At 36.8% G+C, this 15,630-nt stretch carries 15 protein-coding genes; 5 read left to right on the top strand and 10 right to left on the bottom strand.

Annotated features, from left to right (window positions below):
- Positions 1 to 4: 4 nt before the first annotated feature.
- Positions 5 to 2,080: a zinc piracy TonB-dependent receptor ZnuD gene (znuD, locus tag ACLBWE_RS13790; RefSeq protein WP_447603550.1), complete on the bottom strand. Its 2,076-nt coding sequence runs from the start codon at positions 2,078 to 2,080 to the stop codon at positions 5 to 7.
- Positions 2,081 to 2,217: 137 nt separating this feature from the next.
- Here znuD and ACLBWE_RS13785 point away from each other — a divergent pair, with 137 nt between their 5' ends.
- Together ACLBWE_RS13785 and aspS are read left to right on the top strand one after the other, a co-directional pair.
- On the top strand, positions 2,218 to 2,982 hold the full coding sequence (locus tag ACLBWE_RS13785) for a DUF4184 family protein (RefSeq protein WP_447603548.1): 765 nt from the start codon (positions 2,218 to 2,220) through the stop codon (positions 2,980 to 2,982).
- 170 nt (positions 2,983 to 3,152) lie between these two features.
- Complete coding sequence (gene aspS / locus ACLBWE_RS13780; protein ID WP_005036159.1) at positions 3,153 to 4,937, top strand: aspartate--tRNA ligase; 1,785 nt, start codon at positions 3,153 to 3,155, stop codon at positions 4,935 to 4,937.
- A gap of 65 nt (positions 4,938 to 5,002) precedes the next feature.
- On the opposite strand, the gene ACLBWE_RS13775 is transcribed toward aspS, so the two are convergent.
- Positions 5,003 to 6,031 (bottom strand): stealth conserved region 3 domain-containing protein, encoded by a 1,029-nt coding sequence (locus ACLBWE_RS13775; protein WP_447603546.1) that lies wholly within the window; start codon positions 6,029 to 6,031, stop codon positions 5,003 to 5,005.
- Between the two features lie 204 nt (positions 6,032 to 6,235).
- On the opposite strand from ACLBWE_RS13775, the gene ACLBWE_RS13770 reads away from it, so the two are divergent.
- Positions 6,236 to 6,451, top strand: a complete 216-nt coding sequence (locus ACLBWE_RS13770; RefSeq protein WP_005036150.1) for a hypothetical protein — start codon at positions 6,236 to 6,238, stop codon at positions 6,449 to 6,451.
- 32 nt (positions 6,452 to 6,483) lie between these two features.
- Complete coding sequence (locus tag ACLBWE_RS13765; protein ID WP_209832015.1) at positions 6,484 to 7,407, top strand: capsular polysaccharide synthesis protein; 924 nt, start codon at positions 6,484 to 6,486, stop codon at positions 7,405 to 7,407.
- A 6-nt stretch (positions 7,408 to 7,413) separates the two neighbouring features.
- Here ACLBWE_RS13765 and ACLBWE_RS13760 read toward each other — a convergent pair whose 3' ends face one another.
- Entirely contained in the window at positions 7,414 to 8,358 is a 945-nt protein-coding gene (locus ACLBWE_RS13760) for a glycosyltransferase family 2 protein (protein ID WP_447603543.1), read from the bottom strand.
- A gap of 38 nt (positions 8,359 to 8,396) precedes the next feature.
- Entirely contained in the window at positions 8,397 to 9,155 is a 759-nt protein-coding gene (locus ACLBWE_RS13755; RefSeq protein WP_045435562.1) for a glycosyltransferase family 25 protein, read from the bottom strand.
- Positions 9,156 to 9,238: 83 nt separating this feature from the next.
- On the opposite strand from ACLBWE_RS13755, the gene ghy reads away from it, so the two are divergent.
- Positions 9,239 to 10,126 carry a glycosyl hydrolase Ghy gene (gene ghy, locus ACLBWE_RS13750; protein ID WP_447603541.1) on the top strand — a complete coding sequence of 296 codons (888 nt, stop codon included), beginning with the start codon at positions 9,239 to 9,241 and terminating at the stop codon, positions 10,124 to 10,126.
- Here the strand turns inward: ghy and ACLBWE_RS13745 are convergent.
- The 6 genes from ACLBWE_RS13745 to ACLBWE_RS13720 all read right to left on the bottom strand — a co-directional run bounded on the left by ACLBWE_RS13745 (position 10,123) and on the right by ACLBWE_RS13720 (position 15,616).
- Positions 10,123 to 11,157 (bottom strand): glycosyltransferase, encoded by a 1,035-nt coding sequence (locus ACLBWE_RS13745; protein WP_447603539.1) that lies wholly within the window; start codon positions 11,155 to 11,157, stop codon positions 10,123 to 10,125. The two genes, ghy and ACLBWE_RS13745, sit on opposite strands and share 4 nt — an antisense overlap.
- Before the next feature lie 7 nt (positions 11,158 to 11,164).
- The gene (locus tag ACLBWE_RS13740; protein WP_447603537.1) at positions 11,165 to 11,932 is read right to left on the bottom strand and encodes a glycosyltransferase family 2 protein; all 768 of its coding nucleotides are present in this window, start codon (positions 11,930 to 11,932) and stop codon (positions 11,165 to 11,167) included.
- A complete protein-coding gene (locus ACLBWE_RS13735) occupies positions 11,929 to 12,684 on the bottom strand; it encodes a polysaccharide deacetylase family protein (protein WP_447603535.1) in 756 nt (251 codons plus the stop codon). Before ACLBWE_RS13735 ends, ACLBWE_RS13740 begins: the two co-directional genes overlap by 4 nt.
- Positions 12,681 to 13,709, bottom strand: coding sequence for a glycosyltransferase family protein (locus tag ACLBWE_RS13730; RefSeq protein ID WP_209735013.1), 1,029 nt, complete (start codon positions 13,707 to 13,709; stop codon positions 12,681 to 12,683). The genes ACLBWE_RS13735 and ACLBWE_RS13730 overlap by 4 nt, the downstream gene beginning before the upstream one ends.
- Positions 13,710 to 13,731: 22 nt before the next feature.
- Complete coding sequence (locus tag ACLBWE_RS13725; RefSeq protein WP_447603533.1) at positions 13,732 to 14,622, bottom strand: mitochondrial fission ELM1 family protein; 891 nt, start codon at positions 14,620 to 14,622, stop codon at positions 13,732 to 13,734.
- Between the two features lie 67 nt (positions 14,623 to 14,689).
- Positions 14,690 to 15,616 carry a branched-chain amino acid transaminase gene (locus ACLBWE_RS13720; protein WP_416703442.1) on the bottom strand — a complete coding sequence of 309 codons (927 nt, stop codon included), beginning with the start codon at positions 15,614 to 15,616 and terminating at the stop codon, positions 14,690 to 14,692.
- Between the last annotated feature and the right edge of the window lie 14 nt (positions 15,617 to 15,630).

Raw genomic sequence — 15,630 nt, 5'->3', positions numbered from 1 at the left:
AGCCTTAAAAACTAAAATCAACACCTACTGTAAAATTGCGTCCAACTTGTGGAATATTTGATAAGAATGATGCATGTTGATAAATGGTGTCATCTAACAAGTTATTCGCTTTCATATAGACACGATAATCTGTTTTTGCACCATATTGCCCAGAATATGCCACACCAAGATTTAGCATGTTATAGCTTTCAGTTTCGGTCTCGTAGGCCGCGATTTTGTCTTGGTTAAAGACATGATAATACTCGGCAGAACCACTAAAACCATCACCGAAGTCTGCATCGACTTTAGTCCCTAAGCGTCCTGCTGGAATACGTGGTGCATTTCCTTCAGCATCAATTTTACCGCGCACATAGTCACCAAAAGCACTGATCTTGTACATTGGGGTAATTTGATAACCAATTTCACCCTCTGCACCATAGAAACGTGCTTTATCTTGGGTGTATTGAACTAAACGGAAGTCTTTATAACGGTCAAGGGTCTGCGCATAGATGTAGTCATCAAACCAGTTATGGTAAACATGAAGATGGTAATCAAGTTTGTCATTATCAAAATGCAAACCTAACTCAACATTATTCGATTTTTCCTTACTGAGTTGATCATTTCCTAACTCATAAGTATTCGTCGCAAAATGCCCACCATTTGCATATAACTCTTGAGCTAAAGGTAAACGCTCTTGATGAGAGGCTACAAAAGAAAGTTTATAGTTTGGTGCAAACTCCCAGTTCGCAGCACCAGCATAAGAAAAGGCAGAACCATCAAAATCTTGTTTAGAGTTGTCGTCTACATCAATTTCTTGCTGATCTGCACGTGCAGAAAGCTCAAAATGTACGTCTTTCCATTGTTTATGTTCTAAGGCAAATATGCTCCACTTTTTCGTAGTGGTCGGAGCCATAAAAGCTTCTTCGCCAGTCAAATCTAATTTTTGCTGGCCTAACTGCGCGCCAATGACCCCTTCCCAATCAGCAATAGGGTTATGTACTAACTCAATACGCCCGTCATAGCCTTTGTTTTGGAATCGGGTTGCAATTGTTCCTTCTTCAATTTCATCATGCTGATAATCAGTATAGCTCGCCTGAGCACGTAACTTTTGGAAGCCTGCAAATGGATCATTTAACTCAGTTTTAAAATCATAACGCTCAGATTTTAAATCAATCCATGGGCCGCCATGTTCATGATCATGTTCTTCATTTCCATGATCATGGGCTTCTTCACCATCTTCATGTTCATGATCGCCACAATGTAAATGCGGTATTCCCGTTAGATGAGCACTACAACTTTCATATTCATGGCTATGCCCAGGCAAACCATATTGGTCTCGACGGTTGCTATAAGAAATGCCTGTATAACCTCGGTCATAAATCCAAGACAATCCGACGTTAACTGAATCACCCTGAGCAAAAGTATTGTCTACACGACGCTCTTTTTCACCTTCATGAATATAATTTGGCGCAATGTAGTTATTCGCATCACGTGTTAACCCCTCAACACGTAAAGCCACTTGACTACCCAAACCTACAGTTACACCAGCACTCGCCAGTTTTTCATCACTTCCAGTGTTGTAACGTAAGCCAACTTGTCCTTCATAGCCGTTTTCAGGCATTTGCGTAGGGATCTTGTTATCAATAACGTTGACTAAACCGCCCACAGTTCCAGCACCAAACAGTAAAGTTGAAGGACCTCGAATTACTTCGACTTGTTTTGCAAGCACAGGATCTACAGTTACGGCATGGTCAGGAGACAACGTCGAGACATCAATATTTTCTGATGAATTTTGAAGTACTTTAACGCGTGGCCCATCTTGCCCCCGAATGACTGGACGACTCGAACCAGCCCCAAACTGATTAGCGTAAATTCCTACTTCACTACTCAGCGCATCCCCAATGGTGGCAGCACCTTGCGATAAATGCTTTTGATCAACAACAGTATCTGCAACTGCAAAATCTTGTGAAGTTTGCTCAAGTGGATGAGCCTTAATTCGAATGGTTTCTAACTTTTCAACATTTTCACTTTCTGCTGCAAACGAAGGAACGGATATGACAGCTAAAATGGATAAGGTCAAAATATTTTTATAAAACTGCATTGGATGTGTCCCGAATCACGATATGTTTTATTTTTGTTATACTATAACATTTCATTTGTTTTGCAATAAAAAACATTTTTAATTAGACGATTCGTTAGACTGGTCGTTTGAATGATGTGAGTAATTTTTGATTTCTAATGCCTTTTACAATCTCTCATGCCGTTATAGCCCCTCCTCTTTCCAAGCTTAGCCAAAATACTTTACCGATTGCTGCTTTAGCAATTGGGAGTATGACACCCGATCTTTACCGCTTATTTACAGTTCATGCCAGCATGCTGACGCACCAATGGAAAGGCCTGATCTATCCCAACCTTACATTAGGTCTCGTCTTTTGTGCAGTTTGGTATTTTCTTTATCGTCCAGTGGTGTACCGTTTTTTTGGTGTGCAACATGATCTTGCGCTCAATTCTTTAAAACGTATTTCTATATTTTTTATTGGAATCATATTTGCACTCATCATCGGCATAGCGACTCATCTGATTTGGGATGGTTTAACGCATGCAGACTTTCGGACCTTTGTATTTAAAGATGTATTAGCGACAACAGTTCATCTTTTTGGACGTCCATATCCATTACATCGTCTTTTGCAACTAGGCTCTTCTGCTCTTGCTTTGCCTTTTCTCGCTTGGATGTGCCTTCACTATTACCAGCGCTATAAACAGCATTGGAAGGTCAGTATAAAAATTAAAGTTTTCGCGTGGACTCTTTTTATACTATCTACATTCTTGGGTTTATTTTCTTTTTGGGATTATGCTCGCTACATTCCTCATGAGGTTTGGCATGCTGATACCTATTATTTTACAGGCCGTTCGATTAATGAGTTTATGCAGGGCTGGTTAAGCACCTTTAGCTTAGGATGCTTATTATTCTTGTTTTTAGATCGGCAACAAAGAATGGGATGAATCAGGAAACTTGCTGCCAAATTGCTCATTTTCAGGTTAATTTCTGCGGTTTTTTGATCTACTTCTTGTGACAAACCATGCAACAAGGCATAATCGAAAACTTATTTTTTTGACGGTGCGCGGTTTACGCATCCGTCTTTTCAGCCAATATAGTTTGGATAATCTTCATTATGATGCGAACTCATTACTGTGGCTCTTTAACTGAAGCCCAAATCGACCAAACCGTTACACTATGCGGTTGGGTACATCGTCGCCGTGACCATGGTGGTGTTATTTTCCTTGATATGCGTGACCGTGATGGCCTCGTTCAAGTGGTTATTGACCCAGATACTCCAGAAGCATTTGCAACTGCAGATAAAGCACGTTCTGAATATGTATTAAAAATTACAGGTCGTGTTCGTCGCCGTTATGAAGGTACTGAAAATGCCAATATGGTGAGTGGTCAAATTGAAGTTTTAGGTAAAGACATCGAAGTTCTTGCCGCTTCAGAAACACCTCCATTCCCGTTAAATGATGAAAATACCAATATTTCTGAAGAAATTCGTTTGAAATATCGTTTCTTAGATATTCGTCGTCCTGAAATGTTGGATCGTTTACGCTTCCGTTCTAAATTAACCAATCTTATTCGTAATTATTTCGAAGACAATGGTTTCTTAGACGTTGAAACGCCTATTTTGACACGTGCAACACCTGAAGGTGCGCGAGACTACTTAGTACCAAGTCGTGTACAAAATGGTAGTTTCTATGCACTTCCACAATCACCACAATTATTCAAACAATTGTTGATGGTGGGTGGTATTGATCGTTACTACCAAATCGCGAAATGTTTCCGTGACGAAGACTTACGTGCTGATCGTCAACCAGAATTTACTCAAATCGACGTTGAAACATCGTTCATGAGTGACGATGACATTATGGACTTAATGGAAGTCCTTACTGTGAAGATGTTCGATGAACTTCTTGGCGTTAAATTCGATAAATTCCAACGTATGACGTATGCAGATGCAATGCGTGACTATGCATCAGACAAACCTGATATGCGTATTCCGTTGAAACTCGTTGACGTTGCAGACTTAATGCAAGAAGTAGAGTTCAAAGTATTTGCGGGTCCCGCAAAAGACCCTAAAGGCCGTATTGTTGCTTTACGTGTTCCAGGTGCAGCGTCATTGCCACGTAGTGCAATCGATGAATACACTAAATTCGTTGGCATCTATGGTGCAAAAGGTTTGGCTTACATCAAAGTTAATGAACTCGCTAAAGGAATTGAAGGTCTTCAATCTCCAATCGTGAAATTCATTGAGCCAATCGTACTTGAACTGTTGGCACGTGTTGGTGCGCAAGATGGCGATATCGTATTCTTCGGTGCAGATAAAGCTAAAGTTGTAAATGATGCAATGGGTGCTCTTCGTGTGAAGATTGGCCATGATTTGAATCTTTCAACTTGTGAGTGGGCTCCACTTTGGGTTGTTGACTTCCCAATGTTTGAAGAAACTGACGATGGCAAATGGACTTCTGTTCACCATCCATTCACGCTACCAAAATCAAGCGTAGAAGAAGTGAAGAGCAATCCAGGTGAAGCACTTTCTGTTGCTTACGACATGGTATTGAATGGTACTGAAGTTGGTGGTGGTTCACTACGTATTTATACATTAGAAATGCAAAAAGCGATTTTTGAAGCGCTTGGTATTTCTGATGAAGAAGCAGAAGAGAAATTCAGCTTCTTATTAAATGCACTTCGTTACGGTGCTCCTCCTCACGGTGGTTTGGCATTTGGTCTTGACCGTTTAGTGATGTTAATGACTGGCGCGACTTCTATTCGTGACGTTATTGCATTCCCTAAAACTAAGACTGCTGAATGTCCACTTACTCAAGCACCTGCTCCTGTTGAAGCAAATCAGCTTCGTGACTTGGGCATCCGCTTACGTGAAAAGCCAAAAGCTGAAGAAACTAAATAATTTTTAGATTTTCAAATTAAAAAACCCTGCAATTGCAGGGTTTTTTATTGAGTCATTTTCAAATTTTAATGAGATATTTCTTTTTCAAAACTTGAGAGCTTTTTAAATTTTTGATCAAAAATTTGAATGATTTCTGTTTTAATCTTTTCAAAATCGACCACATGTTCATCGTCATTTAGGCAAATCTGTGGAAGCCTTTCATTCTTAATAACATTATTAATTTCAGGAAGGTTTTGTAGCCTTAAGTTAAAGTTTTGACCACGTTCAAATATATTTACAGGATAAAAGCGACCTGAACACAATTGCCACAACCGAAAAAGATACTGATTAACGTCTAAAGGCTGTCTAAATCGATGACTTGATACTTCTTTTAAATAAGCTTCTTCAGTTTTCCAAACTTCTTCAAATACCGATTTCAAAAAAGGTTGAGGCAAATGAGTACTATAAAAGCTTGAGAATTTTCGGTTATATAAACTTAAAAAATTCCCCAAATTACTGCTCATAGAATAGCGATAATTAAAAAGAGCATAAGGATTTTTATGAAATAATTTTCGCTTATCAAAATGTTTATTAATAATTGCAACATCAGTCAAAGCAACTGCGCCTAAAAAGTTCTCTTCACCTACTACCATAAGTGGCTGTAAACGCACACCATCACAAGGTAAACCATTTCTAAAAAAGAACTCAGGCTCTAAAGGCCTATTGATAAAGGTATCATCATTAAAATAGACAAAATGCTCTGCTAATCCCTCAATTTTATGAATATTGATTTCAATGGCATGTGAGTTAAATGTCGGTAAACAATTTGGTTCTATAATTTGATCGTGTGTGACCAAATTTAACTTAGGATGATTTTTGACTAAAAATTCTGGGAAATGCCCACAAGTCACCAGATGGATCTTTCTGACCCACGGACAAAATTTCTCAACAGATCTAAACCAGTAATGAAGATTATTCCAGTCGCGATAGCGGCATTGATCAACAAGTTCAACCGTCTTTGTTTTAGTTTCTCTGGATTTATAATATATGTATTGTTGCTGCCATTTCGTATCGGTTGAGTCTACCCAAATCATTACAAAATCAACAGGCTGCATTAAACATATATCCAAATAAGTACAGAAATTTACTAGAAAATTTCAGATAAAAAATGGACCTCAAAGTTTATTAATGTTAATAAAAATTCACAATTTATTCATAATTTTAGTTTTTCTACACAATTTTACTCAATTAAGGCTCTATTGAGATGAGAGTGGGCAAATGGCATAATACCTCCACTTTTTCTCCCTTGGTGATTCATTATGGCAATGCGCCCTGATGTACGTCGACATGCTTTAATCGTAATTGTATTCTCTCTTGCGCAATGGTTTTTCATGCGCTATATCCTTGCAAATGAATTATTTAACATCAATACAAATCAACGTATTCTTTATTTCTGCGTAAGTAGCTTAGCAGGTGCATTGCTTATTTTTGTTGCGCTGATTTATATGGTTTTAAAAGGAAATACGGATAAATAAAAAATTCTTTTTATTTATCATTTGAGGTTGTTATGGGTTTACGCAAATCTACAAGAAAAATTTTTTTCCTTTTAAGGTTTCATCTTAAATTCTATATAGATAAGCGTATTAAAAATCTTGAACCTAACAACCTAGCAAATCTAATTACCCTTCATCCTCAATCTGAAGGTAAAATTAATATTCCAAAAATCATATGGATATACTGGGACTCTAAAAAACCAGAACTTGTAGAACGTTGTTTAGAACGTATTAAAAGTTTGAATCATGAATATACTGTTCACATTTTAGATAATAACAATATAAATGATTTTTGTGAAATTGACTTTTCTCAATTTGAAGGTCTCACTCCTCAATTAAAATCTGATCTACTACGCTTATATTTATTATATAAACATGGTGGTATATGGGTTGATGCAAGTGTAATTCTATATAGTAATTTAGACTGGATTATTGATCTATGTAATAACAATAAAACCAAGGCATTTGGTTATTATAGCAATGCCAATACTACTGTAAAACAGTACCCAGTTATTGAAAGTTGGCTTCTAGCTTCTGAGAAAGATAATCCTTTTTTTAAAGAATGGTTAATTGAACTAACCTATGCCATTAAATTAGGGGTTAAAAACTATATTGAGGAAATTAGAAAAACATGTCCAAACTATAATGAATATTTTCAAAATATTTGTCGACTCGAATATCTAGTTATTTATGTAGCTTGCCAAAAAGTTTTAAGAAAAATGGATATGAGTATTTCACTAGTTAATTGTGATGAAAATGCTTTTATCTATCATAGTTTTAATAAAAAATCTCACATCCATTTTATTGAATCATTAGTACTGAACTATAGACCATCAAATATGCCTTATCTTATAAAGTTAATTGGTTCAGATAGAAATTTATTAGCACCATATATTAAATCAAACAAAGTTAAGAAAAATTCACTTCTTGATTTTTAAAATCTATTAATATCTATACTTAGTTATTTCTTTTTTAAATTTGTTATTTAAAAAAAGAAATAGTGCAAAAACAAATATATTAAAAACTACAATTATTTGAATATATCGAGTAGAACCACCCCAAAATGCAATAAAGAAACTTATTAGTGATACGATAAAAATCAGACTAACACTTCTACTATACCGTTTAGAAATTTTTATGGCTTCATTATTCTTTTCAACCATGTTCCAGATTGATCCAAGATGATCACTGTATAAATCTTTATGGTTATCAAATATTCTATTCAAAGCAATTTCTTTTGAAATTTTTTGACAATCGATTTGATCAGTTAAACTAGACTGATCTGATCTTTTTCTATAAAAATATAAATATTCTGGAATAACAAAATAGTTTTTATTATTCTTTAATAAAGAGATATATAAGTTCCAATCTTCACAAACTTTAAGTTTTTCATCATAGCCTCCTACTCTTTTAAAGTCAGTAGTCCGCATTAGAGCAATACATGGAAAAATAGCATTATGAAAAATGAACTCTTTTAAACTTACTATTTTATGGCTAATCTTATTATTTGAGCGTTCAAACTCTTGAACATTTGTACACACTAATGCTAAATCAGGACGCCTTTGCAATATATTTAAGCATTTTTCAATATAGCTAGATGCAATTTTGTCATCAGAGTCAACAAACATCAAATAATCACCAGAGGCATTATTTGCTCCCCAGTTTCTAGCACTCGACACTCCCCCATTTTCTTTTTTAAAATATTTATACTTATCTTTACCTAAATAATCAGATATATTTTCACACAACTCATCACTATCATTTGACCCATCATCTACAATTATGCACTCAAAATTTTTATAAGTTTGTTCGTCTATTGATTTAATAGTATCAAGAATAGTATTTGAGGCATTATAAGCCGGCACAATAATACTAACTAAAGCTGTCATATAAAATATCTCTAAGCTTAAAAGTATAATTAAAAAATTTAAAAGTATCGCTTATATGATAATTTCGCCAAATTTTTTCTTAAGCCATGACCATATTTACTTTTTTCTAAATCTTCAGATTTTGCTCTTTCACTTTCTAACCGGCTTAATATTGGATCTTTTTCTCCAATTTCAATTACTGGATGATCGACAATAAATGACATTAAGATATGAACAGTTGAATCAAAATCAAATAAATAACTCCAATCATCTGCTTTTCTTATTTTATGATGATATTTAAGTAATGTTTCAGCCATTTTTCTATCAACAACGTACGCAAAAGCATAGCAAGCACGATGGAAAAAATCTGGAACCACTTCTAATACTTTTTTATTTAAAAAATTGTAGTCTTTAAATTCACCTCTTGTTTTTAGGCATTCCTTCATTTGAATACCGCCTAAACTAAATAGTAAATTCGATGGTAAAGCTACTTTTTCTAATTCTTCTTTTAACTTATCAATCGTTAAATCATCAGGCAATATTGCATCATCTTCAAAAATCAATGCATATTCATCTTCCGATTCAAGAAAAAGCTCTAAAGCTTTTAAATGAGATAAGGTACAGCCTAGCTCACTCGGTGTTAAAGGTTGGGAACGACCTTTTACAGCCATTTCAAAATATTGTTTTACGGATAAATCCACCCCCTTAACGCCTACTTTTGTGTAGTCAACCTTACTCGTCTTGAAAAAATTTTGGCCGAGGAACTTACTTAAACGAGGTGATTTTTCATCTTCGATAGTTACAACATAAATCTTCATTAAGCTATTCCCCTTTTAAACAGCGAGTATCATATCTAATGTAAAATAGAGTTAATATATCTTTTTTATTTTCTTGTATTGTCATGATTCGTTCAATTCAAAAAAAATGGTACAAATACCAACAAGCAAAAAAAGCAAAATCTTTTGACTCTCATTGGTATATGCGTTTCGGCTGGTTAGAACAACCTTTTACAACACTTGAGCAATTACATTCTCTTTTTGAGATCCATTCCCCTAAAAAGTTTACATTTGCAGATAGCTTTTATGCTTATGAAAATGGCCGTCATTTTATTTTTTTTGAAGAAGTCGATGATCAGCATCCAGTCGGCTTTCTTTCTGTCTTGGAAGTCTTTAAGGATGGCACCTACACCCCACCTGAGACTATTTTAAAACTCGATTACCACCTCTCATATCCTTGTGTATTTAAAGTAGAAGACACTTGGTACATGATTCCTGAGACTTCGGCTAATAAAACTATTGAGCTTTGGAAATGTACTGAGTTTCCACTGAAATGGGAAAAGCATTCTAATCTGATCGAGAATATCGAAGCAGTCGACAGCACACCTTTTTATCATGAAGGCTTATGGTATCTTTTTACTTCAACACGTCGTGATTGTAAGAAGTTTGGTGACCGTTTAGATCTATTTTTTACCGAAGATATTTTGAATCCTCAATGGCAAGAGCACCCAATGAATCCAGTGTGCCGAGGCAGTCAGCAGTTTCGTATGGCAGGCAAACCTTTTATTTATAAAGGACAACTGGTTCGACCAAGCCAAGATTCTTTAAAACGTTATGGCGGCAATATCGAATTAAAAGCGATTACTCAGCTTAGCCCAACAGCCTATGAAGAAAAATTACTAGAAGTGGTTTTACCAGACTGGAATCAGGCAGATGACGGTTGCCATACCATTAATGTCGAAGATAACTTCGTGGTACTTGATGCCATCCGCCTTACGCCAAAAAATAATTAAGTTTTCAACAGCTGCTTATAAATATTAAGCGTCTGCTCGGCCATGGCTGGCACAGTTAGTTCAGCTTTGGCTTTTTCATACAGAGGGCTAAAGGCATTTTGTGCATCCGGCTTAAGTGCAGCTTGAATTGCGCTTGTTAGGCCCTCTGCATCTCCAATTTCTGCTAGATATTGTTCTGGCAGCCACTCGATCACACCATTCACTTTAGTTGAAGCCATAGCTTTATCGGCCTGTAAAGCTTCTACCATTACGAGCGGAAAACCTTCACGGTCAGAAGATAAAACTACAACATCTGCCAACTGAACTAAATCTCGAGCATCAGTTCTAAACCCAAGAAAAGCGACCCGATTTTGCATGTTTAATTCACTGACTTGTTTCTCTAAACTTGCTCTAAGTGAACCATCGCCTACAATCCATAAATTGGCATCGATATGTTGCATCGACTCAATCAATAAACTGATATTTTTTACTGGTTCTAGACGTCCAATACACATGACAACTTTTTTGCTAGGGTCTAGCTCAGCAAAATCTTTTTGAATCGATTGAAGTAATTTTTCTTTATTTTCAGCTGTAAGAGCAGGTTGAGGATACACTCCATTATAAACCACGTGTGCTTTCGCCTCGGGAATCCCTGGCTTTAGAGCTTGGCTCACCGCAATAACCGCATCGCCGGCTAAATAGGCAGATTTATTCTTTTTGGTACCATGTACCGTCGTTACAAATTTTGGGCCAACTAAAAATGGCTTAATTCGGGCAATCAGCTCAGCCGCCTTTCCTGCTTGTGCATGAACAATAGCAGGTTGAATTTGCTGGATCAGATTTTTAAGTTGCCAGAGTAAAAAAATATTCCAGCGGCTACGAGCAAAGTCGACAGCATGAAAATGTACCTGTTGGCTAAACTTGTCTACATAGCAAGGATGTGCAATCACGTGCACTTCATGGTTCAAAGCAAGCTCATTAACAAGGTTAAAAGTGTGCTGCTCTAAGCCACCAATTCCGCCACTCGTTGCCAATACCTGAACAATTTTCATAGCTTGCCTACTTATTTTTATCTTTATTCAGAGTCTGTTCAAATAGTTTGGCTTCTTTTAGAAATGCATAAAATGCGTTAATCATACTATTTACGAAACCACGCCAACCATTTAAGAAACTACGGCGAATAAAATAAGACTTCATAAAAGTCACTGGCATCACCAAAACCAATTTTGCAATGCTTGGAGACTTTCCTTTTTGGAATTTCTCTAATGCTTTTAAATTGGAATATTGGTTATTTTTTTCGACTTTAACAAAAATGCTCGACTCACCATAATGATAAATATCATGTTGAGCTCGCTGTGATTCACCATCCACAATCACATTTTCATGGACTTTATTGGCAAGATCATAATGCCCTTTAGACTTGCGAAAAAAACGCACTTTTGCATGCTTTTTAGTATGTTTGCTGTTGGGAACACCTAAGAACACATCATTAATCGGTGTGATTAATGCATCAAGCTTGTTCTGTTGAATGGTCTCAACAATCTCTTGTTTTAACTCGTTAGATAAGACTTCATCACCATCTAGATTGAGTACCCAATCATTTCGGCATTTTGCTAAAGCCAAACTTTTTTGCCCAGCATAACCTTGCCAATCTTGATGAGAAATATGTGTATTTTCAAAGTGCTGTGCAATTTCATAAGTATTGTCAGTACTGCCAGAGTCTAAAATAATGACTTCATCAAAATCACTGACACTTTGCAAAGTTCGCTCTAACCAAGCGCCACAATTTAAAGTGACAATATAGACACTACATGGAATTTTATTCATAACTTATAACGTCCTTTAGCAAGGGCGATACGCATCTGTAAAGCATTCATGGCACCATGCGTGCTGACACGTGGAATATTAAATTGATTAATTGCTTCGTACGCTTCGATTTTTTTACGAGTTGATACGGCGTTTTTAAAGCCAATCTCTTGCGCCATTTTCTGGTGCTTTTCGTTAAATCGACCAAATGGATAAGCAAAGCTAGGGCATTTTCCAACTAGTGCTTCGACATCTTGTTTAGACTCAAGCATCTCTTGATAAGCAGTTTGATCATCAAGCTTAAGTAAATTCACATGATGTTGTGTATGTGCACCAAATTCAATGAAACCAGAGTTTGCCATTTCATGGATTTGCTCATGAGTTAGCTTTTCGATTCCTTCAATTTGCGTAGCCAAATAAATGGTTGCCTTTGCATTATATTTTTTAAGTAATGGATAGGCATATAGATAATTATCCATAAAGCCATCATCAAAACTTAAAGCAACAACGTTCTTTTGACCACGATATTGTTCAAGCTCAGAGACAAAGCAAAAAGTAGCTTTTTTACGCGTCAACAACTGTAAGAGTTGTTCAAACTTTTCAGGAGGCATATTCATGCCAGAGGCCGCATCTTTAGGGGTCACCTGATGTAACATGACAATACGTGGTAGTTTGCTCGAACGAAACGGAAGCCAAAATGTATAATTACCCAGCACATATAACAGTGCAGCAAGTGCGAGTAGGCCTACCGCAACGTACAAAAACCACATCATGCATAAACCTCATGTGACCATTCATAATTTTCTGAAAGGGGCTGCTTAAATGTCACTTCAATCATAAATTGGGTGATGCGCTTAGCATTGAAAGATTTGCGTGTTTTCTCCCATCCCTCTTTCGCTATTTTTTCAGCTTGCTCTGGATTCTGATCAAAGAATTGTATCTTTTTGGCCAAGTCGAACTGATCATCAAAGTAAACCACTTCCTGCTCAGTGTAGAGTTTTTCAAAGCCAGGAATTCTTGGGCTAAAGGTGAGTAAACCATTACCGGTCAGTTGTACAATACGGTCAGAACTATACAAGGTTACATCATTACGGCGTGAGTAATTGAGTCCCATTTTTGTCTCAGAAAGAACCTTATAATAACCTTTACCGTAAACACCCGGCTGTTCAAAGCAACCATAATATTGATAGTTCACATGGCCTTGTTTCAATGCATCTGCCAAATCTTTTAAGAACTTCTCACGCTCAGGTTCTTTATAAACCACGCCACAGAAAATAAAAGTCTTGTCTGTGTTAGCGTTTGAAAATTGTTGTAGCGTTTCTACATTACGGTGACCAACATTTGGCAAATAGGCGACGCTTAAATGAGGCTGCTTTAATTTTTGTAGATATTCGCCACCTGTTGTGCAGAAAATAGCATCTAGATAAGGCGAAAATGCTTTTACGAAATCGAGTTTGCTTTCGAGATAAAGCGGGTCAACATACCAAAATGCAATTTTAGTATTTGGATAAGATTCTTTAATCTGTTTTAAAACATCTGGACTCATTAAATCACTATGTCCGATGAGTACCAGATCAGGTTCAATATTATTAACGACCTTTAGTACTTCTTTATTGGCCCAACTGGCACCCAGTTTTTTTGTTTTAAAAATGGTTCCCATGCGAGCCATGTCACGAAAACTAAAGTCATAAACGAAATGGCCATTTTCAATTAATCCGGCAGAAATTTTACGGTCTGTGCAGTAAAAATGGGCGCCTTGTTTATTAAAGCCAAAATTCGCAATATGCAATATTTTCATTTATTTACTCAAAATAAAAAATTTAATTTTTCGCTAAAAGATATGTTGCCACACGGTCTGCTTCTTTAAAAGCATAAGGTTGTGGTAACTGTACAACATAAGTCTGCTGTGAAATTAATTTTGATTCTAACATTTGATCAACTGAGTAGGTAATGCGGTCGTCTTTCAAACGGTCCATTGCCATTACCCCTACTCGACAACCCGCAGTAAGCGCCTCAAATATCATAGATACGCTGTCTTCTGTCACCCACACAGCTTCTGCTTTTTGCATTTCTTCAAAAATCCAGCCTTGAGGTGTTTGCTCAACCGGAAATATTTGCAAATGCTCGGCAAAGCTTTGCTGTCTTAAAATATCGATAAATCCTGCTGGCGTTCGGCGTGAAGTCGTCAGAATAATTTCAGAGTCTGGATTATTCTCAACAATTTTTTGAACACTGCTTAATACTTTATCTTGGTTCCATTGATGTCGTTTAGATGAGCCACCTAAGGCTATTAAAATTCTGGCTGTTTGATGGCGGTTTTCATTACGAATTGGATTGAGTGCACCACGCGTGACAATCACATGGCTATCGGCATGAATACCGTCATGTTCTGGAATAACAGCATAATCAAAGCAAACCACAGGTAAATTAGGCTTCATCAAAATAATAGTTTTAGCTTTTCTAAAAATTTTACCGAGTAACCAGACCCGAAAATGAGTGTGACTGCCCACTCCCAATATAAAATCGGGGGCTTGTTGAAATAAGGAGTTTTTTGAAGAGAAAAGTACCTGAATTAAAGAAATAATAGGTAAATCAGAAATGAGGATCTCTTCAAAAGTTGTATCTGCCTGTTGTCTTTGCATCGCCTGAAACAAGCCTAATGCTTGTGAGCGATGTCCTGCCTTACCATCAGAGACATAGACAATATGCATAAAAGCTCCATAAGCCAAAAATAAAAAGGCGAAACCAAAGTTCGCCTTTTTATGTTAACGGATTAACTTATTTTACGTAAGTTAACCAGTGTTCATATTTCGGATTTCTACCTTGAACTGCATCAAAGTAAGTCTTTTGAATTTCAGCAGTAATTGGGCCACGGCCACCTGCACCAATTGGACGGTCATCGTATTCACGAATTGGCGTTACTTCCGCAGCAGTACCTGTGAAGAATGCTTCGTCTGCAATGTAGAATTCATCACGTGTAATACGACGCTCAACAACTTGATAACCAAGATCTCTCGCAATCGTCATGACAGTTTGGCGTGTAATACCATCAAGCGCACCACCAGCGATATCTGGAGTATGTAAAACGCCATCTTTAATCAAGAATACGTTTTCACCTGAACCTTGGCATACATAACCTTGTGGGTCCATTAACATAGCTTCATCGTAACCAGAATGTGCAACTTCTTGGTGAGCAAGAATTGACAACGTGTAGTTACCAGATGCTTTTGCTTTACACATGGTCACGTTTGGATGATGGTGAGTAAACGATGAAGTTTTAACGCGAATACCATTCGCCATTGCTTCATCACCAAGGTATGCGCCCCACGCCCATGCTGCAACTGCGGCATGAATCGTATTATTTGTTGCTGCAATACCAAGTTTTTCTGAACCGATCCAGATTAATGGACGTAAATAGCAAGAAGCTAATTTATTTTCACGAACTACATCGATTTGTGCTTGTTCAAGCGTGGCTTGATCATACGGTACTTTCATTTGATAAATTTTTGCTGAATTTAACAAACGTTTTGTGTGGTCTTGAAGACGGAAAATGGCAGTACCTTTAGGCGTTTCATAAGCACGAACACCCTCAAATACGCCCATACTGTAGTGTAATGTATGGGTTAAAACGTGAATCTTTGCATCACGCCAATCAATTAATTTTCCATCTTGCCAAATAAAACCATCACGATCAGCCAAATTCATGGAACACTCCAAAT

The organism is Acinetobacter sp. M5A5_2a, assembly GCF_053345265.1.
Note: the sequence above shows the minus strand (reverse complement) of the source record. Positions and strands in the feature narration are given on the sequence as shown.

Bases quoted from the DNA above. Each gene is read 5' to 3' on its own strand.
- znuD (WP_447603550.1), bottom strand. From the start codon at position 2,080: ATGCAGTTTTATAAAAATATTTTGACCTTATCCATTTTAGCTGTCATA.
- ACLBWE_RS13785 (WP_447603548.1), top strand. From the start codon at position 2,218: ATGCCTTTTACAATCTCTCATGCCGTTATAGCCCCTCCTCTTTCCAAG.
- aspS (WP_005036159.1), top strand. From the start codon at position 3,153: ATGATGCGAACTCATTACTGTGGCTCTTTAACTGAAGCCCAAATCGAC.
- ACLBWE_RS13775 (WP_447603546.1), bottom strand. From the start codon at position 6,031: ATGCAGCCTGTTGATTTTGTAATGATTTGGGTAGACTCAACCGATACG.
- ACLBWE_RS13770 (WP_005036150.1), top strand. From the start codon at position 6,236: ATGGCAATGCGCCCTGATGTACGTCGACATGCTTTAATCGTAATTGTA.
- ACLBWE_RS13765 (WP_209832015.1), top strand. From the start codon at position 6,484: ATGGGTTTACGCAAATCTACAAGAAAAATTTTTTTCCTTTTAAGGTTT.
- ACLBWE_RS13760 (WP_447603543.1), bottom strand. From the start codon at position 8,358: ATGACAGCTTTAGTTAGTATTATTGTGCCGGCTTATAATGCCTCAAAT.
- ACLBWE_RS13755 (WP_045435562.1), bottom strand. From the start codon at position 9,155: ATGAAGATTTATGTTGTAACTATCGAAGATGAAAAATCACCTCGTTTA.
- ghy (WP_447603541.1), top strand. From the start codon at position 9,239: ATGATTCGTTCAATTCAAAAAAAATGGTACAAATACCAACAAGCAAAA.
- ACLBWE_RS13745 (WP_447603539.1), bottom strand. From the start codon at position 11,157: ATGAAAATTGTTCAGGTATTGGCAACGAGTGGCGGAATTGGTGGCTTA.
- ACLBWE_RS13740 (WP_447603537.1), bottom strand. From the start codon at position 11,932: ATGAATAAAATTCCATGTAGTGTCTATATTGTCACTTTAAATTGTGGC.
- ACLBWE_RS13735 (WP_447603535.1), bottom strand. From the start codon at position 12,684: ATGATGTGGTTTTTGTACGTTGCGGTAGGCCTACTCGCACTTGCTGCA.
- ACLBWE_RS13730 (WP_209735013.1), bottom strand. From the start codon at position 13,709: ATGAAAATATTGCATATTGCGAATTTTGGCTTTAATAAACAAGGCGCC.
- ACLBWE_RS13725 (WP_447603533.1), bottom strand. From the start codon at position 14,622: ATGCATATTGTCTATGTCTCTGATGGTAAGGCAGGACATCGCTCACAA.
- ACLBWE_RS13720 (WP_416703442.1), bottom strand. From the start codon at position 15,616: ATGAATTTGGCTGATCGTGATGGTTTTATTTGGCAAGATGGAAAATTA.